The 22,726-nt window shown below is 44.1% G+C and carries 27 protein-coding genes; 14 read left to right on the top strand and 13 right to left on the bottom strand.

The genetic code is table 11. The features are described 5' to 3' along the window. Window positions 1–24: 24 nt before the first annotated feature. Both B3M90_RS08860 and B3M90_RS08855 read right to left on the bottom strand, forming a co-directional pair. A complete protein-coding gene (locus B3M90_RS08860; protein ID WP_290783504.1) occupies window positions 25–1,122 on the bottom strand; it encodes a family 1 glycosylhydrolase in 1,098 nt (365 codons plus the stop codon). 156 nt (window positions 1,123–1,278) lie between these two features. Continuing rightward, a complete protein-coding gene (locus B3M90_RS08855) occupies window positions 1,279–2,292 on the bottom strand; it encodes a LacI family DNA-binding transcriptional regulator (RefSeq protein WP_290783501.1) in 1,014 nt (337 codons plus the stop codon). Between the two features lie 207 nt (window positions 2,293–2,499). Here B3M90_RS08855 and B3M90_RS08850 point away from each other — a divergent pair, with 207 nt between their 5' ends. Together B3M90_RS08850 and B3M90_RS08845 are read left to right on the top strand one after the other, a co-directional pair. After that, window positions 2,500–2,922 (top strand): VOC family protein, encoded by a 423-nt coding sequence (locus B3M90_RS08850; RefSeq protein ID WP_035411200.1) that lies wholly within the window; start codon window positions 2,500–2,502, stop codon window positions 2,920–2,922. Between the two features lie 88 nt (window positions 2,923–3,010). Continuing rightward, on the top strand, window positions 3,011–3,646 hold the full coding sequence (locus tag B3M90_RS08845; RefSeq protein ID WP_214856136.1) for a DUF3885 domain-containing protein: 636 nt from the start codon (window positions 3,011–3,013) through the stop codon (window positions 3,644–3,646). Window positions 3,647–3,680: 34 nt separating this feature from the next. Here the strand turns inward: B3M90_RS08845 and B3M90_RS08840 are convergent, their stop codons facing one another. Next, a complete protein-coding gene (locus B3M90_RS08840) occupies window positions 3,681–4,535 on the bottom strand; it encodes a hypothetical protein (protein ID WP_290783497.1) in 855 nt (284 codons plus the stop codon). A 139-nt stretch (window positions 4,536–4,674) separates the two neighbouring features. Here B3M90_RS08840 and B3M90_RS08835 point away from each other — a divergent pair, with 139 nt between their 5' ends. Then, a complete protein-coding gene (locus B3M90_RS08835) occupies window positions 4,675–6,309 on the top strand; it encodes a DUF2075 domain-containing protein (RefSeq protein ID WP_290783494.1) in 1,635 nt (544 codons plus the stop codon). Continuing rightward, window positions 6,306–6,617, top strand: a complete 312-nt coding sequence (locus B3M90_RS08830) for a nucleotide pyrophosphohydrolase (RefSeq protein WP_290783491.1) — start codon at window positions 6,306–6,308, stop codon at window positions 6,615–6,617. The genes B3M90_RS08835 and B3M90_RS08830 overlap by 4 nt, the downstream gene beginning before the upstream one ends. 134 nt (window positions 6,618–6,751) lie before the next feature. On the opposite strand, the gene B3M90_RS08825 is transcribed toward B3M90_RS08830, so the two are convergent. The 3 genes from B3M90_RS08825 to B3M90_RS08815 all read right to left on the bottom strand — a co-directional run bounded on the left by B3M90_RS08825 (window position 6,752) and on the right by B3M90_RS08815 (window position 11,275). Then, window positions 6,752–8,554 carry a DUF262 domain-containing protein gene (locus tag B3M90_RS08825; protein WP_223041227.1) on the bottom strand — a complete coding sequence of 601 codons (1,803 nt, stop codon included), beginning with the start codon at window positions 8,552–8,554 and terminating at the stop codon, window positions 6,752–6,754. A gap of 85 nt (window positions 8,555–8,639) precedes the next feature. After that, window positions 8,640–10,955, bottom strand: coding sequence for a DEAD/DEAH box helicase family protein (locus B3M90_RS08820; RefSeq protein WP_290783486.1), 2,316 nt, complete (start codon window positions 10,953–10,955; stop codon window positions 8,640–8,642). Further along, window positions 10,952–11,275, bottom strand: coding sequence for a nucleoside triphosphate pyrophosphohydrolase (locus tag B3M90_RS08815; RefSeq protein WP_214856144.1), 324 nt, complete (start codon window positions 11,273–11,275; stop codon window positions 10,952–10,954). Before B3M90_RS08815 ends, B3M90_RS08820 begins: the two co-directional genes overlap by 4 nt. Before the next feature lie 89 nt (window positions 11,276–11,364). On the opposite strand from B3M90_RS08815, the gene B3M90_RS08810 reads away from it, so the two are divergent. Together B3M90_RS08810 and B3M90_RS08805 are read left to right on the top strand one after the other, a co-directional pair. Then, a complete protein-coding gene (locus B3M90_RS08810) occupies window positions 11,365–11,754 on the top strand; it encodes a RidA family protein (protein ID WP_214856146.1) in 390 nt (129 codons plus the stop codon). Between the two features lie 241 nt (window positions 11,755–11,995). After that, complete coding sequence (locus B3M90_RS08805) at window positions 11,996–12,550, top strand: DUF4352 domain-containing protein (protein ID WP_214856148.1); 555 nt, start codon at window positions 11,996–11,998, stop codon at window positions 12,548–12,550. An 18-nt stretch (window positions 12,551–12,568) separates the two neighbouring features. Here the strand turns inward: B3M90_RS08805 and B3M90_RS08800 are convergent, their stop codons facing one another. The 3 genes from B3M90_RS08800 to B3M90_RS08790 are packed head-to-tail and all read right to left on the bottom strand — an operon-like array spanning window position 12,569 to window position 13,344. Then, a complete protein-coding gene (locus B3M90_RS08800) occupies window positions 12,569–12,910 on the bottom strand; it encodes a hypothetical protein (RefSeq protein ID WP_290783479.1) in 342 nt (113 codons plus the stop codon). Continuing rightward, a complete protein-coding gene (locus tag B3M90_RS08795) occupies window positions 12,907–13,077 on the bottom strand; it encodes a hypothetical protein (protein ID WP_290783476.1) in 171 nt (56 codons plus the stop codon). Before B3M90_RS08795 ends, B3M90_RS08800 begins: the two co-directional genes overlap by 4 nt. Window positions 13,078–13,125: 48 nt before the next feature. Beyond that, window positions 13,126–13,344 carry a hypothetical protein gene (locus B3M90_RS08790; RefSeq protein WP_290783473.1) on the bottom strand — a complete coding sequence of 73 codons (219 nt, stop codon included), beginning with the start codon at window positions 13,342–13,344 and terminating at the stop codon, window positions 13,126–13,128. Window positions 13,345–13,493: 149 nt separating this feature from the next. On the opposite strand from B3M90_RS08790, the gene B3M90_RS08785 reads away from it, so the two are divergent. The 6 genes from B3M90_RS08785 (at window position 13,494) to B3M90_RS08760 (ending at window position 18,322) form a co-directional block, all read left to right on the top strand. Continuing rightward, window positions 13,494–14,174, top strand: coding sequence for an ABC transporter ATP-binding protein (locus tag B3M90_RS08785; RefSeq protein ID WP_290783470.1), 681 nt, complete (start codon window positions 13,494–13,496; stop codon window positions 14,172–14,174). Beyond that, window positions 14,167–15,165, top strand: a complete 999-nt coding sequence (locus B3M90_RS08780) for an ABC transporter permease (RefSeq protein ID WP_290783467.1) — start codon at window positions 14,167–14,169, stop codon at window positions 15,163–15,165. Before B3M90_RS08785 ends, B3M90_RS08780 begins: the two co-directional genes overlap by 8 nt. Before the next feature lie 48 nt (window positions 15,166–15,213). Next, window positions 15,214–15,864 (top strand): Type 1 glutamine amidotransferase-like domain-containing protein, encoded by a 651-nt coding sequence (locus B3M90_RS08775; RefSeq protein ID WP_290783463.1) that lies wholly within the window; start codon window positions 15,214–15,216, stop codon window positions 15,862–15,864. Then, window positions 15,861–16,265, top strand: a complete 405-nt coding sequence (locus B3M90_RS08770) for an NUDIX hydrolase (protein WP_290783460.1) — start codon at window positions 15,861–15,863, stop codon at window positions 16,263–16,265. The genes B3M90_RS08775 and B3M90_RS08770 overlap by 4 nt, the downstream gene beginning before the upstream one ends. Window positions 16,266–16,408: 143 nt before the next feature. Then, the gene (locus B3M90_RS08765; RefSeq protein ID WP_023466867.1) at window positions 16,409–16,585 is read left to right on the top strand and encodes a hypothetical protein; all 177 of its coding nucleotides are present in this window, start codon (window positions 16,409–16,411) and stop codon (window positions 16,583–16,585) included. An 87-nt stretch (window positions 16,586–16,672) separates the two neighbouring features. After that, complete coding sequence (locus B3M90_RS08760) at window positions 16,673–18,322, top strand: methyl-accepting chemotaxis protein (RefSeq protein ID WP_290783458.1); 1,650 nt, start codon at window positions 16,673–16,675, stop codon at window positions 18,320–18,322. Window positions 18,323–18,369: 47 nt separating this feature from the next. Here the strand turns inward: B3M90_RS08760 and B3M90_RS08755 are convergent, their stop codons facing one another. After that, the gene (locus tag B3M90_RS08755; protein ID WP_290783455.1) at window positions 18,370–18,897 is read right to left on the bottom strand and encodes an NUMOD4 domain-containing protein; all 528 of its coding nucleotides are present in this window, start codon (window positions 18,895–18,897) and stop codon (window positions 18,370–18,372) included. 132 nt (window positions 18,898–19,029) lie between these two features. On the opposite strand from B3M90_RS08755, the gene B3M90_RS08750 reads away from it, so the two are divergent. Beyond that, on the top strand, window positions 19,030–19,608 hold the full coding sequence (locus B3M90_RS08750; RefSeq protein ID WP_290783452.1) for an AAA family ATPase: 579 nt from the start codon (window positions 19,030–19,032) through the stop codon (window positions 19,606–19,608). A gap of 37 nt (window positions 19,609–19,645) precedes the next feature. Here B3M90_RS08750 and B3M90_RS08745 read toward each other — a convergent pair whose 3' ends face one another. From B3M90_RS08745 to B3M90_RS08735, 3 genes are read right to left on the bottom strand one after another with little or no spacing between them, the layout of a single operon-like run. After that, a complete protein-coding gene (locus B3M90_RS08745; RefSeq protein ID WP_290783449.1) occupies window positions 19,646–19,987 on the bottom strand; it encodes a GNAT family N-acetyltransferase in 342 nt (113 codons plus the stop codon). Beyond that, window positions 19,988–21,034 carry a DNA alkylation repair protein gene (locus B3M90_RS08740; RefSeq protein WP_290783447.1) on the bottom strand — a complete coding sequence of 349 codons (1,047 nt, stop codon included), beginning with the start codon at window positions 21,032–21,034 and terminating at the stop codon, window positions 19,988–19,990. Continuing rightward, a complete protein-coding gene (locus tag B3M90_RS08735) occupies window positions 21,031–22,074 on the bottom strand; it encodes a bifunctional transcriptional activator/DNA repair enzyme AdaA (protein WP_290783445.1) in 1,044 nt (347 codons plus the stop codon). The genes B3M90_RS08740 and B3M90_RS08735 overlap by 4 nt, the downstream gene beginning before the upstream one ends. Window positions 22,075–22,240: 166 nt before the next feature. Between B3M90_RS08735 and B3M90_RS08730 the strand changes: the two genes are divergently transcribed. Further along, window positions 22,241–22,537, top strand: coding sequence for an ATP-binding protein (locus B3M90_RS08730; protein ID WP_290783442.1), 297 nt, complete (start codon window positions 22,241–22,243; stop codon window positions 22,535–22,537). Window positions 22,538–22,726 lie beyond the last annotated feature (189 nt).

The following is a 22,726-nucleotide window of genomic DNA, read 5'->3' as shown; positions in this document are numbered from 1 at the left end:
GACTTTTGAGTCAGCTCCTTTTCCTTATACGCTTTGGGGAAGCGTAGCTTTATGTCGCTTGATCACGTTCGCATACCAATGAGCACTGTCTTTCCAAATTCGTTCCTGTGTCTCGAAATCGACATAAAGGATTCCGAAGCGTTTTTCGTAACCGAAGCTCCACTCGAAGTTGTCAAGAAGCGACCATAAGTAGTAGCCATCAATATTCATGCCTTCTTCGTTCAAATCCGAGATTGCTTGCAAGTGTTGCGCAACGTAATCGATTCGATTTTGGTCGGCGACCCGTCCTTCGATCAGCTCATCGTCAAATGCGGCTCCGTTTTCTGTAATATAGATCGGTAAATCTGTATATTCCGCCCGCAATCGGCGAATTAAGTCCTTGAATGCGTTCGGTGCAAGGGCCGTATATTGTTTCGTACGGAGTTCTTTTGCGTAGTCCATATATTCTTTTCGTGCATCGGTCAAGACGAGCTCCTGCTTGTCGTTGACCCATGGTTGTGAATCATTGCCTTGCACGAACCAACGAATCGATCTTTCATCTGAGAACATTTTATAGCCTTTTTGCTTCATTTTATCGGCGACTTCAAACACCCCATCCATTGAATTCATCATGCCGCCGATTTTTTTCGGGTCGTCTGTTCCAAGTACTTTTTTCGCGATGCTTCGTTTGTAGTAAATGCCTCCTGGCGTCGTTTGCCAAGAGAGCGCACGCACGTTTCCTTCTTTATCTTTCCCCATGTCAAATACATACGGAATATAGTCTTTTGCGACGTCATCTGCATTAAACGGCTTTTCGGATAAATTTGCCCAGTAGCCAGCGTCGACCCATTGTTTCAAGAAGGCAATTTCACCCGTGAAGATATCTGGTGCTCCGACGCCACTTTCAAGAGCTGGTTTCAACTTCGTCGGATAGTCGGCCATCGGCACAATCGTCAATTCGACTTTAACGTCATTCTTTTCTTTAAATTTTTTGATTGGTTTTTTTAATTCATCCGTAAACGACCAGATCTTTAAGACCTCTTTGCCACTACTCGTAGTGTCTTCGCCACTTCCCGTACATCCCGCTAAGACAGTTGCTGTCATGGCACCAATCGTGACTGTACTAATGAACGCCTTTTTCATTTCATCCCATCTTTTTTTAATGGTTTTTAAGTAAGCGTTTTCAATTTAATCGTTTAATTCGAAAGCGCTTTCGGAACTGCCGTAAAAATAATTTCGGAATCGCTCTCGCGTTTTCTCCCTGACAACCAGCGAGAGCGATTCCGAAATTGGCGCACGTCACTCAGGTGCAGGACCTGTCGAATGACGAACGATCAACTCGACGGGGATGACGTCTTGTGTCGTGATCCGCTGTTTATCGACAATTTGTTCGATCAAGACTGAAGCCGCATGCTGACCAATCGTTTCCGTATCTTGCCGGACGGTCGTCAGCTTCGGTGTGATGTACTTCGCCATCTCGATATCATCGTAGCCTACAAGTGAGATATCTCTTGGAATCTGTAAGCCAGCTTCATGAATCGCTTCAATAGCGCCGATTGCCATTTGGTCCGCTGCCGCAAAGACAGCAGTCGGTCGATCTGGTAGCGCTAGCAACTCTTGCATCGCCCGTTTTCCTTCTTCTCCGGAAAACAACCCACCGTTTGCAATATAGCCGTCCGGAATCGGCAGACCGAACTGGGTCATTGCTTGTTTATAACCTTCAATCCTTGCTGCACCAGCATCCGTCGTCGTGTCGCCAGCGATATGCGCAATCCGGCGATGACCTAATTCATATAGATGCTCGACGGCTAGTCGCCCACCCGTAATATTGTCGGAATAGACGACGCTACAATCCGGACTGTACATATCAACGACAACGATCGGAATCGTACTTTGAATCAATTCTTGAACGTGCAGATCCAACTGGTCCGAACAGATGACGACAATGCCATCAACCGCTCGGTGCCGAAAGTGCTCCAAGTAACTCATGTCCCGATTACGTAAATTTCGTGATGCAAAAATCAGATCGTAACCTTGCTGCTCTGTTGCTTTCCGGAAGCTTTCAATGATCGCATTAAAGAACGGATGCATCATGCCGACACCATGTGCTTCTGAAAACATGACACCAATCGTCCATGAACGTTTTGTCGAGAGCGATTGAGCATGTGCATTCGGCAAGTATCCCATCTCAGCTGCTGCCTGGACGATCTTCGCTTTCGTCTTTTCACTGACATCTGAATAATTATTTAAGGCTTTCGAGACCGTTGTGATCGAAAAACCGGTCATCTTCGCTAAATCATAAATTGTTCCCATACTACTCACTCCATTTCACCGAAAGCGCTTTCGATAAATTTAGTATACGAAGTCTTTCTGGAAGTTGCAACCTATTTTTTATAAAAATCAGATTAATTGAAACCGTTATCATTTATACTAAATAAATCAGCAACTCACTCTTTTTATACGAACAAATGTTTGTTATACTAAAAGAGACGCATTCTCCCTTTTGAAAGGAGCTTTCCCATGCCGATTAATCCGTATCTTGTCTTTAATGGAAATACCCGTGAAGCGTTGACGTTTTACACGGAGGTGTTTCAGGAAGAAATGCCGGAAATCATGGAGTTCGGACCAGGTCCTGGACCGGATGGTCAACCGTATCCACCGGAGCACCAGACACTGATTTTACATGCGCAGCTTATCGTCCATGGCACACGTCTCATGTTCTCAGACGCGATGCCACAAAACCCTGTGACGTTCGGACAAAACATTACGTTAGCCCTTCACTTAGCCGATGTGGAGCTATTGCACGAAACGTTCGCGCGGCTCGCTGAAGGCGGCAAGATCATCATGCCGATTCAAAAGACGTTTTGGAGTGAAGCCTACGGTATTGTCGAAGATGCGTTTGGCGTACAATGGCAGGTTAATCATGAAACGAGTATGGGCTAATAAATAATGATCCGGCTGTTAGAAGCCGGATCATTATTCATTCAAGAAACAAGTGTAGCGCATTATAAATTGAAGGGAGGGGTTCCTATTGAATCACCAAGAGCTGTATACGATCTTTCCCCAGCTCGTCTTATATCCGAACTTATTTTATCACAATGCGAACGGAATCCGCTTTGAGCTAGGCGATTCAACATTGCTCAAAAACGTTGGTCTAGATGATCCGAATTATCTAGAGTCCGCCTATCGAAAAGCCCTAACCTTATTCGAAGCCATCCATGCTCCATCTGATCTTATCACATGGATCGTGCAGGTCAGTCCCTACAAAAGAACAAGCGGTTGGAAACCGGTCGTGCATAGTGGATTTGTGAAGTACTTGAAGTCCCCTTCTTTACGCTATCGCCTGCGGTGCGATCGTACACCGCAATATGTGGAAGAGCATCCCTATGCTACATACACATTGTCTTTGACCTGTACGCGGCAAGAGATTCATTATCCAGCTTTAATCCGTGATATTTGCAGTCACGATGTCACGGATCGTCCTTCTTTTATCCATCGTACCTTTTTCTTTAATCCGAGACGAAAGAGTCTGTTTCACATCTATGATGACCGAGGCTGTGACCTGATCGGCGAAACACCTGACGCTATCCGTGATCTCTACGATGATTATAAGCATTGGATATTGAACCATGATAAAAACACTATTGATCAGACATTCTCACTATAAAGAGGCGATTCTAAGACAAAGAATCGCCTCTTTATTAGCTCTCGCTTAAAGAAGTCGAACGCACAGTCGACTGAATCAACTGCTTCACCCAAGCTTGTCTTGCTTTTACTGAAAACTCTTCATTTCCAAATACTTCTACTCTAAAGGGAAGCGTTTTTAACAACTGATGTTCCAATGCTTTTCGTTCCCTTAAGATTGCAATCGTCCCTTCCACTCCTAATAATGAGTGATTCACACCATATGCTTGCTCGGTGTAATAGGATACGAATCCATCTGCCCATTCTGTCGGACGCTCTTGTAATGCTTTACGGAAGCTTCTCTCTACATCCTGTTGATCAACATAGACAAGAACAGGTTGTAGCGGCGTAATGATTGTCGCTATGCGTTCGATGTACGCTTGTAACGTCGCTTCCGGTAGATCGTATTTGATAAGCCCCATCGTTAATGGATTTTGTAAAAAGCAGCATTCAAAGACATACATTGTATCCGTCGTTAACACTTGAGCAACGAACGCTTCCCACTTCTTTAGTATCAGTGATTGATGTAACTCGAACGGTAGTTCATAGATATCACGTGCTTGCAAAAGTGAAAGCGCAGCTTCAGGAACATTCTGTTTTGACTGCCACTGACGATATGATACAAGCACATAATCATTGAACACCTCAGCAAATCGTAAGACCTCGAGTGAAGCGTACTTACTTTGAAACTCTACCCATTCACTAAGCGTTAAATAAGCGACACTCTCATAATCCGCAGGATGGTTGAGGTCTCCTTCGATATGAAGACGCGTATTGATTTGTTGCTCTTGTAGTAGACGAGTCAACGCTTCAGCTGTTGTTGTTTTGCCTGATCCCGGAAGTCCTTCAACTAAAAATAAGCTTGTCACCATTCTTTGTCCTCCTAAAAAAGCATGTTAAAAATTCATATGCTATACACATTACAATTTATAGTATTATTTAGTTATGTAAATTACATTATATTACAGGTTAGCCAAATCATTTATCATTACCTTGAGAGGATTTCATACAGTGAAAAATCTTTATTTCGAGAAACGTAAATTTACTTATAGTGACGTAATCAATACGCAGTCGGATTTTATAGACGATTATCCAATCGTTTACCTATTGTACAGTTCAACTAAAGAACAAGCATATGTAGGGCAAACGGTTCAAAAAAATCAAAGATTAAAATCCCATTTAAAAGATTCTCGACGTAAACAACTTGATCAAACAATTTTAATTGGACACGAGCAGTTTAACCAGTCGGCCACTTATAACATAGAGTCTAATTTGATCAACTTTCTGATTGCTGACGGTCATTATAAGTTGCAGAACGTCAGTCAAACAGCCTCTCGTTATACTCATAATTATTATCAAAAGTCCTTTTTTAATGAAACGGTCTTCGAAAATATTTGGCAACGATTGCGTGAAGAAAGCATTGCTAAAGGAACACTTGAATACTTACGCAATAAAGATGTTTATAAACTCTCTCCATATCGTGAATTGTCTGAGCAACAACTCGAAGTAAAACAAGAAATACTAGAATACTGCAAAATAAATATTACACAACCAGGACATCATGTATTTATTGTCGAAGGAGATGCCGGGACAGGTAAAAGTGTTTTGCTTAGTTCTTTATTTAATACAATCCAGGACCTGTCGAAAGATACAAGTTCTGCTCTTTATCAAACAGACAATTACTTACTTGTTAATCATAGTGAAATGCTAAAAACGTATAAATCGATTGCAAGAAGCTTACCGAACCTGAAGAAAAAACAATTCCAAAAACCTACACCATTCATAAATACACTAAGTAATCAAAACATGATGGTAGACATTGTACTAATTGATGAAGCACACCTCCTCTTAACAAAAGAAGATACGTATAACAACTTTCATCAAAAAAATCAGCTGAACGAAATCATTACACGTAGTAAAGTCACTATTCTAATTTTTGATCCTAAACAAGTATTAAAAATCAAGAGCCACTGGGGACGTACTACTCTTCAGGAAATCGTCGGTCCCTTCGCAACGAAAACATTACGATTATCCAAGCAATTTCGAATGCAAGCTAGTCAAGAAACATTACATTGGATCAATCATTTTGTAGAACGAGAAATTCTACCACTACCATCAGACTCTAACTATGACTTTCAAATCTTCGAAGATTCCGAAGCATTTAAACAAGCAATTTTTCAAAAAGATCAAAAATATGGGCTTTCAAGAATGGTATCAACCTTTGATTATCTTCATAAAAAAGATGGTGCTGACTATTACGTAGACGAGGATGGCATCAACCTTCCCTGGAATCGTAGTTACTCAAATATAACGTGGGCAGAACAACCCGAAACAATAAATGAAGTTGGATCAATTTATACAATTCAAGGATTTGATTTAAATTACGTAGGTGTTGTGCTTGGTCCTTCCATTCAATATGACGAAGAGACTCAGCAGCTAGTCATTGATTCTACGCAGTATAAGGATAAAGGCGCCTTTGTTTCGCGTCAGGACTTAAGTAAATCAGAAAATGAACAAGCCAAAGAAGATATCATATTAAATTCATTAAATGTTTTGATGAAGCGAGGCGTAAAAGGACTTTATCTTTATGCTACGAATCTGCAATTGCGAAAACGTCTATTACAGCTAAAGGAGAATGACTCATGAATGAAATTGAATCTTTAATAAAAAAAGTCGATGACTTTCGGGATGAACGGAATTGGAGGCAATACCATAACGCTAAAGATTTAGCGATTTCTTTATCTATCGAAGCGTCTGAGTTATTGGAGGCTTTTCAGTGGAAGACAAGTGAAGAAGCTTGGAAAGAGAACAAAGAGAATATTAAAGAAGAGATTGCTGATGTATTGATTTACGCGCTGACATTATGTAGCGAGTTAAATTTAAACATTGAAGATATTATCTTAGAAAAAATCAATAAAAATAATATAAAGTATAAGATCGATAAAATGGAGTAAAATTCTATAAATTCATTACACTTATAACACTTTCGTTAAAGATCATATAAAAACTAACAATGAAAAAATATAGCACTAAAAGCTCATTATTATCCTAGCTATATTTTTTCATTGTGCCTAAATATTCAATTGAATTAATCAATAGAAAAAACTTTTAACACTAAATCCGCTAATTTTTTTGTACGAATATCAATATCCTGTATGGTCCAAGATGTTTTTAAATTTCCTGTTAATTCATCAGTAATGATAGATTTATTTATAAATAGTTTGGTACGTAATCCTGTATACTCTTGAGATCCTTTTGGCCTATAGTCACGCTTTTCTATAAAATCATTATCACTCAATTCAGAGTTATAACCAGTAAGAGTAATGTTTCCTATTCTATGCATATTTTCTTTTTGAAGATTTTCAGCGTTTTCTATATTATCTGGAGCAATCATTTGCTTCCATGATTTCTTAAGATTAATATTTTGCGGTAAGATGTGTTCTAGCGTCCAAATAGGTTTCCCATTCTCATAATCATCTAATGTATCCTTATATTGTTTATTAAATAAGTTTCCATATTTTCTTTCAATTTCTATTAAGATGAATCGAACTGTTTGTGGTGAAGTATCATATACAGATTCATCTAATCTCACTAAAAATTCTTCATCACTTACTTTTATAGGATTTAGAATATTTTTTATTGTGAGTAAAGCAATATTATCTAAGTTATCTTCGATTTTCTCAAGTTGGCGAACAGTTTGTATTGCTTTTGCACGAATGTTTGAAGATTTAGGTTTTAACACAATATTTCTACGAACATAGTAACTCACTAAATAATCAAAAATAGAAGTTAATGTATTCTCAGAAATTTTATTCTCAGTTAGCTTTTTTAATAAAAATAGCATTAAAGGGTATATTGGAGATGTTTCAAGTTTAGATAATTGTTTGATTTTAATTTGGAGATTCTCATTAAAAAATAATTCATCGCTACTTTTTATTTTAGGAATAATATTAGAGAAAATTTTTGCGTTAATTAATAATGTCTGCATATATTTATACTTCTTTTCTTTGAATAATTTCTCATACTTTCTAAGGGAAGCTTGTTTAGTTATTGAAGACGTAGAATCACTCTCAAAAGTATCATAATTATTTTGGAAAAATTGTGTTATTGAAGGAATATTTGTTTCTCCATTCTCATTAGAAAAAATATGAATTAGCTTATTCCACTCTTCTAAAGCGTTACTATCTCCAATATCTTCGACTGCTTCACTTAGATAATATGACTTTAATAAATCAACTAGTGTCAAAGGAAGTCCTTTAGCATTTAAAGAAATAAAAACTGAGTAAGCATCGGTTAAATCATTGACTGTGATTCTTAATAGTTCTATATTATTTAACTTTTTGTAGAAATTTTCTATTTCATCCAAATCGTTTATACTACCAATACTTATAAGACTTTGAATAAATTTGTAACGTTTTCCAAAGGTTCTATTTCCGAATTTACCCTTATCTTTATCTTCAAACACTCGAAGATAATTCATAAAAATTCCGGCATCCGGCTCAAGTAATTTTAATTTGGGTTTATTTTCATAACCTATTAGTTTTCGTTTAATATCTGTTTTTAAAGAATAAATAGATTCTCTTTGTACTTTTGAAGAGTTCTTGTCATCAATATTATTTAGTTCTTCATAGATCGCTAATAAAAACAGAGCAATTGTTGTAAGCCTCTGTTGACCATCTACAACATCAAATTCATTTTTATTTTGAGAAGGAGTTACAAGTAAATTCCCTAGATAGTATCCAGATTCTTCGTTGATTACATCATTGTAAAGTGATTCGATATTACTGTCATTCCATGAATAATTGCGTTGGTATATCGGAATTTTATATATTGTTCTTCCTTCAATAGAAAATATTTCAGAAATGGGCTTTGATTCAGGGTTTATGTTCATTTTTTTCTCCTCAATTACGTTTTATTTATCATAACGATTAAAAACTTTATAGAACTTTAATAATTGAATTTTATCTTATTATCTTTCAATTAAAAAAGTAATTTGTTAATCTATAATTAATTATCCCCTGTATTATTTTGTAAATTTCATTTGGGAATTTTAATGAAACTAAAACTGATAAATGATAATTTTTATAGACAAATGGTGGTCCAATTTTAGACATTGGCTGTTTTATTAATAAGCGCTCTATTTTATGTTTATTAAATGCTCCTTTTAACTCTGCCGTTTGTGCATCTTTCAATTCCCGATACTTCTCCGCATGCAGATACTCATAAAAGAATGGTGCTACTTCTTCGGCCGTAATCGGCTCCATCCAACGCTCTTCTCCCCGCTCAAGCATCGCTAACAGAACAACCATCTTATAACTTCGATTCATAATTGTCTTTTCGACCTGTTCGATCAATTCTCGATTAGAATCGTACGCCTCAATCTCCTCGCCTGATAACTCCTGACGCTCTTTCAAGAACCCAACGTAAGAGCCCCACTCTTGTTTATAGCCTTGCGGAATTGCCGCATATTCCCCGATCTCAACATACGATGGTCGACGACCGAGTTCATATTTGATTTGCTCATATTGTTCAATCAGTCGTAACTTCCGCTGGCTTGGTTGTCGTAGTCGATGAATCAGTTCCAGTGCTCGCGTATCGAACTCAATCACACAGCCAGGTGGTGGCGTAATCGGTTCTGTTTCTCCTCGCTTGAACGACTCTTTCATCGTCCCAAGTAGTTTCAATTTCGTCTCGACGTTACGATAGTTCCCGATCAAATCGATGATGACGCAGTGCGATTTATCTTGTGATAAGCGTAAACCACGTCCGATTTGTTGCGTATAGATGGCGACAGACTCAGTTGGACGACAGAACAGGAGTGTATCGACTTTCGGAATATCGACACCTTCGTTGAATAGATCGACGGTAAAGAGAACGTCAATTTCGCCTTGCTCGAATGCTTTCATATATTGCGAGCGATTCGTCGTCTGCCCTGTCAGTGCAAACGCCGTCGTTCCTTTTTCCCGGAATACTTGCGCCAGATATTCCGCCTGCTTGATCGACGAACAAAAACCAATAGTCTTCGTTTGACGATGTTTCTCCCACGAATGATAGATATTATCCGCGACCTCACGATCGAGTTGTCGATGCTCGAGCTGCGTCGCATCATACGTTCGACCGATTCGTCGAATCTGGGAGTAGTCGATCGTGTCATGAATACCGTAATAATGAAACGGCGTCAAAAAGCCTTCAGCAATCGCTGCTGTGAAATGCATCTGGAACGCAACGTTATGGTGACAGATCGCATAGACATCCGCACCGTCCATCCGGTCTGGTGTCGCCGTCAGACCAAGCAGGAAACGGGGCGTGAAATGATCGATGACCTTCCGATAACTCGTCGCTGCCGCGTGATGGAACTCGTCGACAATGATGAGATCAAACTGGTCCGTTGCAAAGCGATCCAAGTGACGTTTTTGCGCCAACGTCTGGACGGAAGCGAAGACGATCTCCGTCGTCTCCGTGACGGTCCGGTCACTGCCGATATAAAAGCCGGTCTGCCACGCCGGATTGACTTTTTTAAACGAACGCTCCGCTTGCAGTAACAGTTCTTTTTGATGCGCCAGGAATAGGACTCGTGTAAAGTCTCCCGCAAAGAACGCGCTGAGGTAGGTCTTCCCTAATCCAGTCGCAAGCACTGCCAACGCCCGTGTCCGTCCTTCTTCCATCGTTTCCCGTAACGCGCGGAGCGCTTCTTCCTGCACTCGGTGCGGCAGGATTTCTGGCGCAACGACGACTGTTCCTTCGTCATACTCGACTTCTGGTTCCGCGACATATTGCCGTGCCGCGTACTCTTGACGGTAAGCGTCTAAGACAACTGGGTTCAGTTCTTCTGCCGATTCACTGAGATAAAGATCCATGAAGGCATCAATCGCATCATCAAGGATCTGTGGAGCGACAGCTTGCGGTAGATGAACGTTCCATTCAATACCGGACCGAAGCGCACTGTTCGAGATGTTCGACGAACCGACGATTGATAAGCCAGTCTCTGCGTTTCGAAACAGATACGCTTTCGGATGGAAAGAGCGTCCACCTGACCGATAAAAGCGAACTGACAACCCATCAAGCGCAAGCAACTGCGCCAATGCTTCTGGATCGGTGATATGTAGATAGTCGCCAATCAACAGCCGAATCTCGGCTCCTCGTTGCAAGGCACGACGAAATGCCGGGACGAGCAAGGTGACACCTGACTTCTGAGCAAACGCTGCGACGATATAGACTTCCTCTGCTTGATCAATGGCTTCGACGAGTGAGTCATATAAATGATGCGTCGTCAGCTTCGCTTCCGGGATCAATCCTCGACCTCAATCAGGTAGAGGCGTTCTTCGAATCCACCGCGTTGTTGCTGTTTCTTCGCCCGGACGGCTTCCATTTCCTCAACAGTCACGCCATGTGTCTTCGCTAACGCTTGGATGAGCTCCAGTAAATCAGCTAATTCCTCGACAGCATCTGCGTCTGTCACTGCCTCCTCATATTCAGCGAGTTCTTCATGTAATTTCTTTTTCGCTTCCACTAGGAATTCATTTTCGTCCAACGTGCGGAACGTCGCTTTTTTCCCGTTTTGGTCGATGATGTTTGGAATCGCGTCTCGAACTAATTTATGATAAAGTGGCATATCAATTCACTCCTTTGAAGGGTTGAGGGATATCCGAGTCGAATCACTCGGTGTCGTACATATGTATTTTATAAGAGGAGGTTCTTTTCATGTCTACATTCAAACAGATCGACACAACGAACGCCCCTGCTGCAATCGGTCCTTACTCGCAAGGCTTTATCGCGAACGGAACACTCTATGCTTCTGGTCAAATCCCGATCGATCCGGCAACAGGTGAACTTGTACCAGGCGGAATCACGGAGCAGACGGAACAAGTCATGCGCAACGTCGATGCCATCCTGAAAGAGGCAGGACTGACACCTGACCGCGTCGTCAAGACGACATGCTACTTAACGAGCATGGAACACTTCGCTTCTTTTAATACGATTTATTCCGATTACTTTGCACCGCGCAATCACTTCCCGGCTCGGTCTTGTATCGCTGTTAAGGAACTACCAAAAGGTGCTTTAGTTGAAGTTGAGATCTTAGGACTCGTGTAATCTGATCGCTACGCACTCGTTGCGTAGCGTTTTTTCATATTCAACAAATGAATTTTCAAAATTTTACAATATTTATTTTTTAAGGGAATATTTTGTTTTTTATGATAGAATATTATTAATTCTTACTTATTTTATAATAAATAATTTTGACAACCTAATTTTTAGATCTAAAAACATAAATTAAGGAAGAATTTAATACATAAAAATCTATTGGGATTATGAAAGGACAGAATTTATTGTTATGAAAAAGTTTTTAAAATTGGTATTGGGATTAATCGTTGCAATTGTTATTTTGATTGTTGCAATGGTAGCATGTACATCGTTCTTTGCTAATGAAGTTGATAAAGAATTAAAAAAGGGTGATGAAGTCACTTCTGTCGATTCTAATAAGTCATCTGATGATAAGAAAAAAAGCGAAGCCCCTAAAACTTTTGCCTTTGGTGACACAATTAAAGTTGGAGATGTACAATTAACAATATCAAAAGCACAAAATCAATCTCCTAATCAATATAGTGAAGCTAAAAACAATAACGTTGTCGTTTTTGATGTAACAGCAATCAACAAAGGTGATGATTCTTCATTCATTGATAATACAGAATTTAACTTGTATATCAATGACGAACAAGTAGAATCCTATTATGGCGATGATACAGCAATCAGTGGTGATTTGAATAAAGGGAAGACATTAAAAGGGAAGCTCTTCTACGATGCACCAAAGGGACAGTCGCTCGAATTAATCTACAAGCCTTCTTTCTCATGGAATAACAATGAAGTTGTTTTTAAAGGTAAAAACTAACGCATAAGCGCTCCTGATTTATGGAGCGCTTTTATTGTTTTCAAACTGTTTTTGAATCGCATGCATCACAATTGGTATTTGTACGACTAGATTCAAGACACTCACTCCAAGAACCAGTTGACTGGCTGTCAATGGTTTGAAGTATCCTTCGCCTACACTGAGTGCAATCGCGTACGAAATTACAAACGAAGCCATGTTGCCGATGACGATGTATTTCGGTTTCCCCCTCCGCGCAAGGGAATATGACAGAACACCAAGTCCAAATAAAAATAAGGCATACCCTAGTATCGAACCCTCTTTCCAGTCGAGGTAAGGTCCAAGCCACGCAAACGGAATCAAGTACAATAGTGCTCGTTTCATTGTTCACCCTCTCCTTCTTCATCTTCTCGGTTACTCCCCGCACCGTAGTAATCGTATAAGAGTTCCCGAATCATCTCCCACCCTGGTGGAAACACATTTGAACGTGACACTTTTTCTGTACCGTGTTCTGTCGTCACATGAATTTCCCAATCCGTTCCGTCCATCATCGTAAGACTTTCAGGATCCGAGTATTCCCGCCATTTCTCGGCATCGAATCAATCCGACCACATGTCGATCAGATAGATATCCTCTTCTGTCAGTTTTATAAGCAATGGATCCATTTCGTCAGGGAATATTAATCCACATGGAAAGCATGGTGCTAATATTTCTTCCTCATCTTCCGCTCGAACCGTCCGACTTGCACGGTGCCACCAAAACGTCTGTCCTCTTCCCATGCCGGACTCTCGGAAATAAATTCGTTCGACTGTTTGCATCGTGATCATCCTCTAAAATTGATATTTCCATTATAGCCCATTTGTTATTTTTAACCTGTTACATTTTTTGCTATGGTTCTGCTGAGTTCTGTTGCTGTGAAACATTTTTCTTCTTCTATCAGTAGATGTAGTGAAAGGAGATGTTTCACATGCATGTATCCATTCAACAAGCTGGATATGACGTCAGTCAGCCCGTCTTACAAGAAATCGCGTTTGCCTTACACCCTGGTTCCATCACCGGTTTGATCGGTACGAACGGTGCAGGAAAAAGTACGACGATTCAAGCGATGTTCGGTACGCTAACGTGGGTCGAAGGAGAGATCGATTTACCGGCCTCACTCGCCTATATTCCGGAACAGCCGACCTATTATGAATATTTGACGCTCGCCGAGCACCTTGAGCTGGTCGCATCACTTCACGAGACAGATCACGCTTACACGGAACGACTCTTAAAGACATTCGAACTGCATGCTGTCACAGGTGACTATGTATCCTCTTTTTCTAAAGGAATGAAACAGAAGGTGATGCTCGTCTGTGCCTTGATGCAACGCGCAGACTGCCTGATCATCGATGAACCGTTCGTCGGTCTCGATGCGATCGCGACGATTCGGTTGTTGCATGTACTTGAAGCAGAACGAACGCGTGGCGTGGCGATTCTGCTCGTCACTCATGTCCTTGATTCCGCGGAACGTCTGTGTGACGACTTCGTCTGGATTGATCAGGGACGCATCAAACATCAAGGAACACTCGCTCAAATCGGTGAAGCCTCTGGTCAGCCAGGTGCCCGCTTGTTCGACATCATGGAAGCGATGGTGCTCGAGCATGATTGAAACCTTTTTGAAGCAACGGATCCGTCGACGGCACGCGGAACAGCGTCGCTTCTTTCGAGAAATCTTCGACTGGACGATCTTGCTGTATCTCGTCGTTCCGGTCGGGCTTTTCATCATCTATGAGACGGTTCAGATCTTAAACGGTCAAGCGGACTGGGTTCAAACGGTTCCGGTCGCTTGGATCTTACTTGGTTGGATGCTGTACGGGTTTCTGCCTGCCTTTTACGCTTGGTTCGAACCGGCGGATCGTCTCTTCTTCAAACCGGTTTCTGGAGCGATCGTCCGAATGAAGCGGTATTCTGTTCGGTATCACTTCGTGCGGATTTTCTTATTAACGGCCGGCTTACATCTACTTTGTTTCCCGCTACATCACATCCGGTTTGACAAATCTAGTATCACCGTACTGCTGACTAGTCTCGCGCTTTCTTTACTCCAACCGTTCTTTAGCTTCTGGACATACCGGCTATCTGGGCAACGGTTCTTGCGGAAATGGAGCGGTCATCTCGTCCTGGCAACCGGACGCATCACCCTGTTACTCCTGCTTTGGCTTCAACCGCACCCTGTCCTCTTCGTTGTCGCACTGTGTGTGTTACTGTTCGGATCTTTTCATGTCCGGCACTGGTCACGGCGTGAGGACGGATTAACGGAGGATATCCTGTTGTCGACGAAACGACAGTCGAGTTTATCGGCGACCGTCCTTGAATTGAACGGTGCCTTACCGAAGCCGTCTCACCGAAAGCGTCCGTTCCTTCATCTGCGATTATTCAAGCAGACGCACCAGCAACTTCCACTGATCACGTATCTGCGGGATCCGAGTAAGCGTCGCTTCTTGCTCCAACTGTTCGCTGCGATGAACTACGGTCTTCTCGTCTTACCATGGATTGGACGCGGTCTCGTCATCACCTTCGTCCTATTCGTTCTCTTTCAAGAACGGAAACAACATCACACGTGGTTCCGCAGACAATCATTCTACCAGCATATTTCCAATTGATTGATTTCTGCTATACTTTTTCTAATACATAGTTGGAGGGATGACTTCATGCGTACTCATTTATTCTTATTTGGAGGCGGTCCTCCATTTACACCGAATTTGCGAAAACGGTTTGCTGCATTAACGAATGGTGGTCCGGTCGCGATTCTGTATGTCCCACGTACTGGTAAGGACTGGGTGACCTACGCCTCGATTTATACGGAAGCGTTGCAGGAAGAGGGTATTTCGTCCTTCGTCCATCTACCACTGTCTGACGCGCCAACGGATGAACAGCTCGCGCAACTACAGCAATGTCAAGGGATCATCATCTCCGGTGGCGAGACCGAATTGTATCAGCAATACTTGGTCGCGACACCGATTGGTGACATCATCCAGTCGCATTTCGTAAACGGTGTTCCGGTCGCTGGCTTTTCTGCCGGTGCCCTCGTTTCACCCGAACGTTGTGTGATTCCGGAGATCGACCAACGCGACAATCGACGTCTTCGCTTGCCTGGTCTTGCCCTGCTGAAAGACGCTGTCGTCTGTGTCCATTACGAGACGTGGGGCGAAGCTGCCCACCTGGTGAAATCCTTTACGGAAGAAGGCACGAGCCGTGCCTTCGGGCTGGCTGACGAGAGCGGGATCTATCTACGCGATCAGCAGCTGATCGAAACGGAAGGAACCGATCCCGTCGTATTATCGCGGAGTCCCGTCAAATGACAGCAATCGTTCCTGCCGTCAAAGGCATCATCATTCACGAGCAACGTCTTCTGATCGTCCGCCGGGCTGCTGCCGACTTCGGTGGCGGCACGTGGGAATGTCCGGGTGGCAAGATCGACTTCGGTGAACTGCCGCTCGACAGCCTTGTTCGCGAGATAAAAGAAGAGACACAGTTGACCGTTACGCCGGAACGTCTACTCTATGCCTCGAGCTTCCTAACGCATAAAGATCGACAAATCATTTTGTTGATGTACGTCTGCGCGACGAACCAGACGAGTGTTCAGTTATCCGCAGAACACGACGCTTATCTCTGGGCGGACGAAGAAATAATCCGTCAGTTGATCGCGCCAAATATTTTGGCTGATTTTGAGCGATATGATGTCTGGTCTCTCCTTAGTTGACCGTAAAATACTGCCCTGTCCACCGCTCTCGTCAGACAAGGCAGTATTTTTTTCATTACCGGACAGTTGTCGTGTTTTTAAAGTAATGAACAGGGAATCCTTTAAATATACCTATCGTATACATTATTAAGGGGGAATCTTTCATGGACCGTCAAGCCGAAAAACGAAAAAGTAAGATGCCGTTCTTCATCATTCTTGTCATTGCCATCTTTGTCATCGTTGCTGCTGCGTTGATCATTTATGTCACGTCTGAACCAAAAGAAGAGACACAAGCACTTATGACACATCTTGCGACTGTCCTTCCGATTTACGTGAACTAGATTCACAAGACCTTTACACAAGTCGTACAACGTTTTCATACATGTTGAGCCATCTCCTCCCGATAGGAATACGGGGGGAGATATTTTATGCCAAAGAAAAAACGATTACTGGCACAACAATTAAATGGATGGTTGATTCCGATCGTCGCCATCGGACTGATCGTGATCAGTGGTCTAAGCGTTTACGCCTTGTACCAACAATCCGTTACGGCGACTGAGGAACGGCTGATGCGTGAATTAACGATGTTTGATGTGAACGTCCGGGCAACGTTTCTCGCATATCCGAATGACGCAACAGACCGTACGCGTGCCATTAAACGATTGCAACAGCAACAGCGAACCGACTTATCACGTGATGACTACATAACTCGCTTTCAAAGCCTGAACACGAGTGAGGCGTTCCGACCGTTGACACTCGACCCAGCAAAACGGAAACAACTACTACAGCATTTAAAAACAGCTCGTACATATGCCTTTTCAAATCAAGACCAGTTTCTTGTCGCGATGACGATTCCGGAACTCGATGACGTCATCTTGCTGACGACCGATCGCGATAAATTAATCGCTCCTGCTCGAGATTTAGCTTGGACACTCATCTGGGTGAGCGTGATCACACTTGTCAGCATCAGCCTCTTGATCCGCTGGCGAATTCAACGACAACTAGCACCGTTATCGAAACTCGCCCTACAGATTGAAGAAACCCATGCGAAGCGATCGTATCGTCCGTTAACGCTTAAGACGACGACCTTTGAGTTACAACAGCTCACGTTCCAATACAATCAATTGATGCAACAGATTGGGGATTTGACGGTCGAGATGCAACAAGCCAGTCAGGAACTTGAATCCGTCCAGCCCCACTTTTCATCGCATTTATCCGCGATGGATGAATCGGTGCATGCCGTCGATGAAGTCGCCGGTTCCTTACTTGCGCAATCGACGCAGATGAATCAGACGATCATCGCCTCCACACGTTTGACTGCCCAAGGACACGATGCGTTAAGCGAAATGCAAACGACACTTCTGAACAGCCAACGTGCCGTAACCCGTTTTCAACAGACTGTTCAGACGAATCACACGACACTTGGGACATTACAACAAGAAAGCCACTTGCTGAAGGAACAATCCGCGACGACAGAGCAAATCTTGCAACAGACCTCACATCTACAGCAGCAGATGGAGACCTCGATTTCCCACATCCAGCGTGTCGCTGAAGAGACGCGCCGCCTATCGCTGAATGCGCTGATCGAGGCAACTCGTGCTGGCGAAGCCGGTCGTGGCTTCACGGTCGTGGCCAAGGAAGTCGAGAGACTAGCGATCGATATCCGGACGAGTACGGACCACATCCGTCAGGTCAATCAGACGTGGACGGCAGGGCTCACTCAAGTCGAACAAGCGCTCTCGCAAATGACGGAACGGTTTCTCTCGACGTCACAACAGCTCGAGACGGCAACGGAGCACTTGCAACAGATGCTGACTGAAGCGACGACGATCGAGACGACACTGAGGACCGTTGAACACCAACGTCAAATCGTCGCAGAAGTCCAGTCGAATATGCAACAGCATCTACAATCTGTCCAAAAGTTGATGTCAGAGCTCTCGTCCTATAGCCAAGTACTTGGGGATCAAATGCAACACCACGTCATTCAGCAAACGGAATTGAAGACACATAACGCGGTACTCGAGTCACGAATCAGTTCGTTGCAACAGACCGTTCGCTCGAGCGAATCGTTGTCTTAACAAAAAGAGCGCCTGCCATTCCTGGCAAGCGCTCTTTTCCTCTGTTCTCAGCCGATATAACGTGCTTCCTTTTTATCGATGATATTGCGAATCCGGTTCTCCGTCACCTGATACTGCTCCGCCAGTTGACGAATCGTCTTCCCTTTTTCATATTGGGCGCGAATCGCTCGAATCTGGAATGATGACAGTGTCACATGTTGTTCTAATAAGAGATCAAACTCACCAAGCAGTTCGGTATACTGCTGATCAAATGAAGGCAACACGTCCAAGTTCGATAACTGATCGTCAGCTCGTTTACCGTTGCGTCGGACGAGTCGCGCTTCCGTGACGTCAGCCGTCAGAAAAGCTTGCGCAACGAGTAGACCGACCTGCACTCGTTCTCCTCGACCCCGTTGATAGAGCGTCACTTTCCGGTACCCTTCCCGATTGAGTCGTGGTCGGAGCAAGACACCTTTTCGGCGTTGTCGGACGCCGCGACACGTCACGATCGTCCGATCAAGCGACCTTACGCGACCAAGTGACGAGACTTCATATATACCTACATAGCCGATGACGGCCTTCCATTGCTCTTGCATAGTTGTCCTCCTTCAGACAAGGACACGACGGGACTTCATACCTGAATTATATCAAATTACGAACAAGCGTTCTAGTGATGTCACTCATCGGAATGTGCTATTCTTAGCAAAAAAAGGAAATGAGGTTCGTCCATGAAATTTGTCTTGTTACTTGGTCCTCAAGCGGTCGGAAAGATGACGATTGGTCAGGAAATCGAACGGTTGACGGAGATGAAAGTCTTCCATAACCACCAGACAATCGACTTGTTGTTGCCTTATTTTGATTTCTCTGAACCCGCCCATCACCGCCTAAAGGATACGATTCGGCGCGAGATGTTCAAGGAAATGGCGAACAGTTCGCTTGAAGGTGTCCTGTTTACATTCCTCTGTCTATTCGGCGTCGAAGGTGGTGGTCTCGAGTTCATCGAAGAAACGGTTGAGTTGTTCGAACAAGCAGGTGCTGACGTCTATATCGTTGAACTGGATGCGCCGGTCGCGACCCGTCTGCACCGGAACACGACCGAAAACCGATTGACGCACAAAGTGACGAAGCGCGACCTCGCTGCTTCTGAACAAGACTTACGCAAGACGGCGGACGGATACCGGACACGCTCGCTGCCAGGCGAATTGCCGGACGTCAATTATCTCTTTCTTGATACGGAACAGTTAAGTGCGCGTGAAAGCGCTGAAGCGATTTGCGACCATTTCAACTGGTCGAAAACAACGGTCTAATCACAAATAAGCCCCGTTCTGCTCAGCAGACGGGGCTTTAATGATGAAGTTCGCGTGCATATCGATTCGCCTGCAACTGAAATCCGTTCCGACGCCAAACCGTCTCACTGCCCGCTTCACTATAAACACGCGTCAATAATAATGTCCGCGCGAGATATGACAAAATCGATGTCAAAGCTTCCGTGATGTACCCGTGCTGATCGTCCTCATCAGTCGTCGTGTAACGTAAGATTCCGATGGATGCATTCCAAGTGAAGATAATCGTTCCGACGATCGTTTTCTCACGTATCGCATGCAACGTCCACTTACAACCCGATTCTTCATCCGTTGCTTCAACAAATAATCGTGACGTTTTAAAATCCGGATGCCGTCCTTGCATTCAGCTCTCCTCCTCGACCTCAAACGTTGCTGTCGCGTAAGCCTCTCCATTAATCAAAATCGTCAATGTGTGTGTACCAGGATAATGGACACGCGTCGTCATGTTCCGAAACGATTGGCGTCTTTCGACTTGTAAGACACCTTTAACTTCCCGCTCCCGCAGTTGAAACACCTTCCGACTCGTTCTGCGTTGTTTGACGTAATCGATCGCGTACTCCAAGCGTAAACGTTGTGGAACTGAACTCGTCACAGTGAACGAGAAGTCAAGCTCTCCACCAATCGTAACCGGCGAGACGACTAAATTTGTAATCTCGACCTCCCCTTGCGTAACGTGTCCGAATAACTGTAAGACTTCTGGATTTCCGCGTTTGAGTAACGTCCGGGAGGCGTGGCGCAAAATCCAGTCCGTGTTCGGATCTGTTCTTAAGTGACGTTCGATCCGCTCAATCAGATATTCCGGATGCGTCTTTGAAATATCGTTCAAGTGATTAGCGACACTTTTTCGGACGTAGAGTGACGGATCCTGTAGTAACCCGTCAAGAATTGGTAATGACGGTCGCGGATCAGCAATCAGACTCGGAATCGCTTGTCCCCATGGCAGACGCGGTCGTGTCCCTTCCGACGCTAAGCGCCGAACATGTTCATCGTCTGATGTTGCCCACATGAGTGCTTGCTCGAGATAACGCTCTTGATCAGCGAGTAGAAAACGCCGGACAGCGAACTCAGACGTCGAATACGGCGTCAATTTAACGAGTGTCTCTAACGCAAGCTTCCAGTCAACGAGTGTTGCTGTCCGTTCGACATACTCGGGAAAAACGATCCCTGGTAATCCAGTAAACTGCGGTGCGAGTCGTTCCAGCTCCCCGATCGAGTCCGGAAACGGTGGCAGGACGGATTCTAGTGTCTCCGCAACACGACGGACGCGTTGTTTAAACGCAAGCTCTTCCCAGTCCTCCCGTTCGACTCGTCTGCGAAAATCTGATACATCGACCGCTTCTCCTAAGCCATCGAGCCAACTCGGTGAAAACACATCTTTAATCAAACTCATCCTACATCCAGTCCTCTCTTTGTACGCTCCAGTTTGAGCAATGTTTCCTTGCGTGCAAGTCCCCCGGCGTATCCACCTAAATCCCCATTCGTTCGAATGACCCGATGACATGGAATGATGATTGCCAGTTGATTTGCTCCGTTGGCTCGTGCGACAGCGCGAACAGCGGTTGGTTGACCAATTCGGATGGCCAGTTCCTGATACGAGATCGTCTCGCCACTCGGAATCCGTTCAAGTTCTTCCCAGACGCGGCGTTGAAAGGGCGTTCCGTACCGCATCAGTGGCGTCTGAAACAAGACCGGTTCTCCTTTGAAGTAACGACGGAGCTCCCCTTCAATCTGTCCAAAGATGGGTGACTCACCGGGAACGATGACAGCATGCGCTTTTCGACGCAATTGTTCGATTTCTCGTTCAAGTCCCCGTCGATCGACGAATTCAAGGAGATGTAAGTGTTGTTCGTCCGCAATCGCGAGCATCGAACCGAGCGGTGTATCGAGCCATTTCGCGCGCAAGACCTGTCCGTCAAAACGTGACGGTGCTTCCCCGAGCATCCGTGCTGACGCTTCACGAAAACCGCTACTTGATTCATAGCCTCCTGCTAACTGTCCTTCGATGACCGGCTTCCCAGTCCGAATCTCTTTCATCGCTAACCCCATCCGCCGTGCCCGAGCATAGGCAACGAACGTCATCCCGAATCGTTTCTTGAACTGGCGACGTGCTGTTGATTCGTCCAAACCAAGTGCTCGGAAATCGGCTTCTTTGAACCGTTTATCTGGTTCCGCCTCGACTGCTTCGATCAAGCGTTGAATCGTACCGTGATCGCCTGGATAAGCGAGCGGATGACACCGTCTGCACGGTCGATAAGAGGCAAGCAATGCCTCTTGCGCCGTCTCGAAAAACTCACAGTTCTCCGACTTCGGTTTTCGCGCTGGACACGTCGGACGGCAAAAAATACCGGTCGTCTTGACCCCGACAAAAAACGTTCCTTCGTACGTCGCGTCTCGTCGAACGAGTGCTTCATAATACGTGTGGTGTTCCATCGCTTTCCCCTCCTTTGTCTCTAGTATAACGGCTTGTCCAGTTACGATGTCGCCGAAAATCAGGCATTGATCTGTTTAAGATTCAGTTAAGAATTCTCCCCCTGTTTTCGAAAGGGACGACGTGCATACTGCATGCTATACTCAACGGAAAGTAGGGTTTTCATGTTTGATTTTTTTAAAAGAAACACTTCATGGAATCGGTGATCTTCGGATTTCAATCAAAGAAGGAGCACAAGGCATCCAACTGATTTGCTCGAATGCGATTGCTAACACCTATACACCAGAAGAATTGAACGAATGGTTGACGCCGTTCGGAACGTCTGACGCATCGCGTTCTTCCGGCGGTTCCGGTATCGGTCTGTCGATTGTTCAACAAATCATGGCGCGCCATCAAGGAAGTGTCCAGCTCACTTCAGCAGATAACCACTTTTCCGTCACGTGTCGTTTTCCGCGTCATTCGTAAGTCAGCATCCGATGCTCTCGTCGGGTGCTTTTTTGGGCTAGGTTGTTACTTCTTAGACACTTCTTTGAAATTGGAATTCGATACACTAAAGACTGTTAGAAATTAGTTATCGTTTTAAAGGAGTTGTTCGTGTCTTATGAAATCCTCGTCTCGTTCGATTACATATATGCCAGGGCTTGACGGCTTACG

This window comes from Exiguobacterium sp. UBA6309 (assembly GCF_002439205.1).
Taxonomy (GTDB): domain Bacteria; phylum Bacillota; class Bacilli; order Exiguobacteriales; family Exiguobacteriaceae; genus Exiguobacterium_A.
Note: the sequence above shows the minus strand (reverse complement) of the source record. Positions and strands in the feature narration are given on the sequence as shown.

What these genes read in the sequence shown, in the direction of transcription:
- B3M90_RS08860 (WP_290783504.1), bottom strand. Translation starts at nt 1,122, where the DNA reads ATGAAAAAGGCGTTCATTAGTACAGTCACGATTGGTGCCATGACAGCA.
- B3M90_RS08855 (WP_290783501.1), bottom strand. Translation starts at nt 2,292, where the DNA reads ATGGGAACAATTTATGATTTAGCGAAGATGACCGGTTTTTCGATCACA.
- B3M90_RS08850 (WP_035411200.1), top strand. Translation starts at nt 2,500, where the DNA reads ATGCCGATTAATCCGTATCTTGTCTTTAATGGAAATACCCGTGAAGCG.
- B3M90_RS08840 (WP_290783497.1), bottom strand. Translation starts at nt 4,535, where the DNA reads ATGGTGACAAGCTTATTTTTAGTTGAAGGACTTCCGGGATCAGGCAAA.
- B3M90_RS08830 (WP_290783491.1), top strand. Translation starts at nt 6,306, where the DNA reads ATGAATGAAATTGAATCTTTAATAAAAAAAGTCGATGACTTTCGGGAT.
- B3M90_RS08825 (WP_223041227.1), bottom strand. Translation starts at nt 8,554, where the DNA reads ATGAACATAAACCCTGAATCAAAGCCCATTTCTGAAATATTTTCTATT.
- B3M90_RS08815 (WP_214856144.1), bottom strand. Translation starts at nt 11,275, where the DNA reads ATGCCACTTTATCATAAATTAGTTCGAGACGCGATTCCAAACATCATC.
- B3M90_RS08810 (WP_214856146.1), top strand. Translation starts at nt 11,365, where the DNA reads ATGTCTACATTCAAACAGATCGACACAACGAACGCCCCTGCTGCAATC.
- B3M90_RS08805 (WP_214856148.1), top strand. Translation starts at nt 11,996, where the DNA reads ATGAAAAAGTTTTTAAAATTGGTATTGGGATTAATCGTTGCAATTGTT.
- B3M90_RS08800 (WP_290783479.1), bottom strand. Translation starts at nt 12,910, where the DNA reads ATGAAACGAGCACTATTGTACTTGATTCCGTTTGCGTGGCTTGGACCT.
- B3M90_RS08795 (WP_290783476.1), bottom strand. Translation starts at nt 13,077, where the DNA reads ATGATGGACGGAACGGATTGGGAAATTCATGTGACGACAGAACACGGT.
- B3M90_RS08790 (WP_290783473.1), bottom strand. Translation starts at nt 13,344, where the DNA reads ATGCAAACAGTCGAACGAATTTATTTCCGAGAGTCCGGCATGGGAAGA.
- B3M90_RS08785 (WP_290783470.1), top strand. Translation starts at nt 13,494, where the DNA reads ATGCATGTATCCATTCAACAAGCTGGATATGACGTCAGTCAGCCCGTC.
- B3M90_RS08780 (WP_290783467.1), top strand. Translation starts at nt 14,167, where the DNA reads ATGATTGAAACCTTTTTGAAGCAACGGATCCGTCGACGGCACGCGGAA.
- B3M90_RS08775 (WP_290783463.1), top strand. Translation starts at nt 15,214, where the DNA reads ATGCGTACTCATTTATTCTTATTTGGAGGCGGTCCTCCATTTACACCG.
- B3M90_RS08770 (WP_290783460.1), top strand. Translation starts at nt 15,861, where the DNA reads ATGACAGCAATCGTTCCTGCCGTCAAAGGCATCATCATTCACGAGCAA.
- B3M90_RS08765 (WP_023466867.1), top strand. Translation starts at nt 16,409, where the DNA reads ATGGACCGTCAAGCCGAAAAACGAAAAAGTAAGATGCCGTTCTTCATC.
- B3M90_RS08760 (WP_290783458.1), top strand. Translation starts at nt 16,673, where the DNA reads ATGCCAAAGAAAAAACGATTACTGGCACAACAATTAAATGGATGGTTG.
- B3M90_RS08755 (WP_290783455.1), bottom strand. Translation starts at nt 18,897, where the DNA reads ATGCAAGAGCAATGGAAGGCCGTCATCGGCTATGTAGGTATATATGAA.
- B3M90_RS08750 (WP_290783452.1), top strand. Translation starts at nt 19,030, where the DNA reads ATGAAATTTGTCTTGTTACTTGGTCCTCAAGCGGTCGGAAAGATGACG.
- B3M90_RS08745 (WP_290783449.1), bottom strand. Translation starts at nt 19,987, where the DNA reads ATGCAAGGACGGCATCCGGATTTTAAAACGTCACGATTATTTGTTGAA.
- B3M90_RS08740 (WP_290783447.1), bottom strand. Translation starts at nt 21,034, where the DNA reads ATGAGTTTGATTAAAGATGTGTTTTCACCGAGTTGGCTCGATGGCTTA.
- B3M90_RS08735 (WP_290783445.1), bottom strand. Translation starts at nt 22,074, where the DNA reads ATGGAACACCACACGTATTATGAAGCACTCGTTCGACGAGACGCGACG.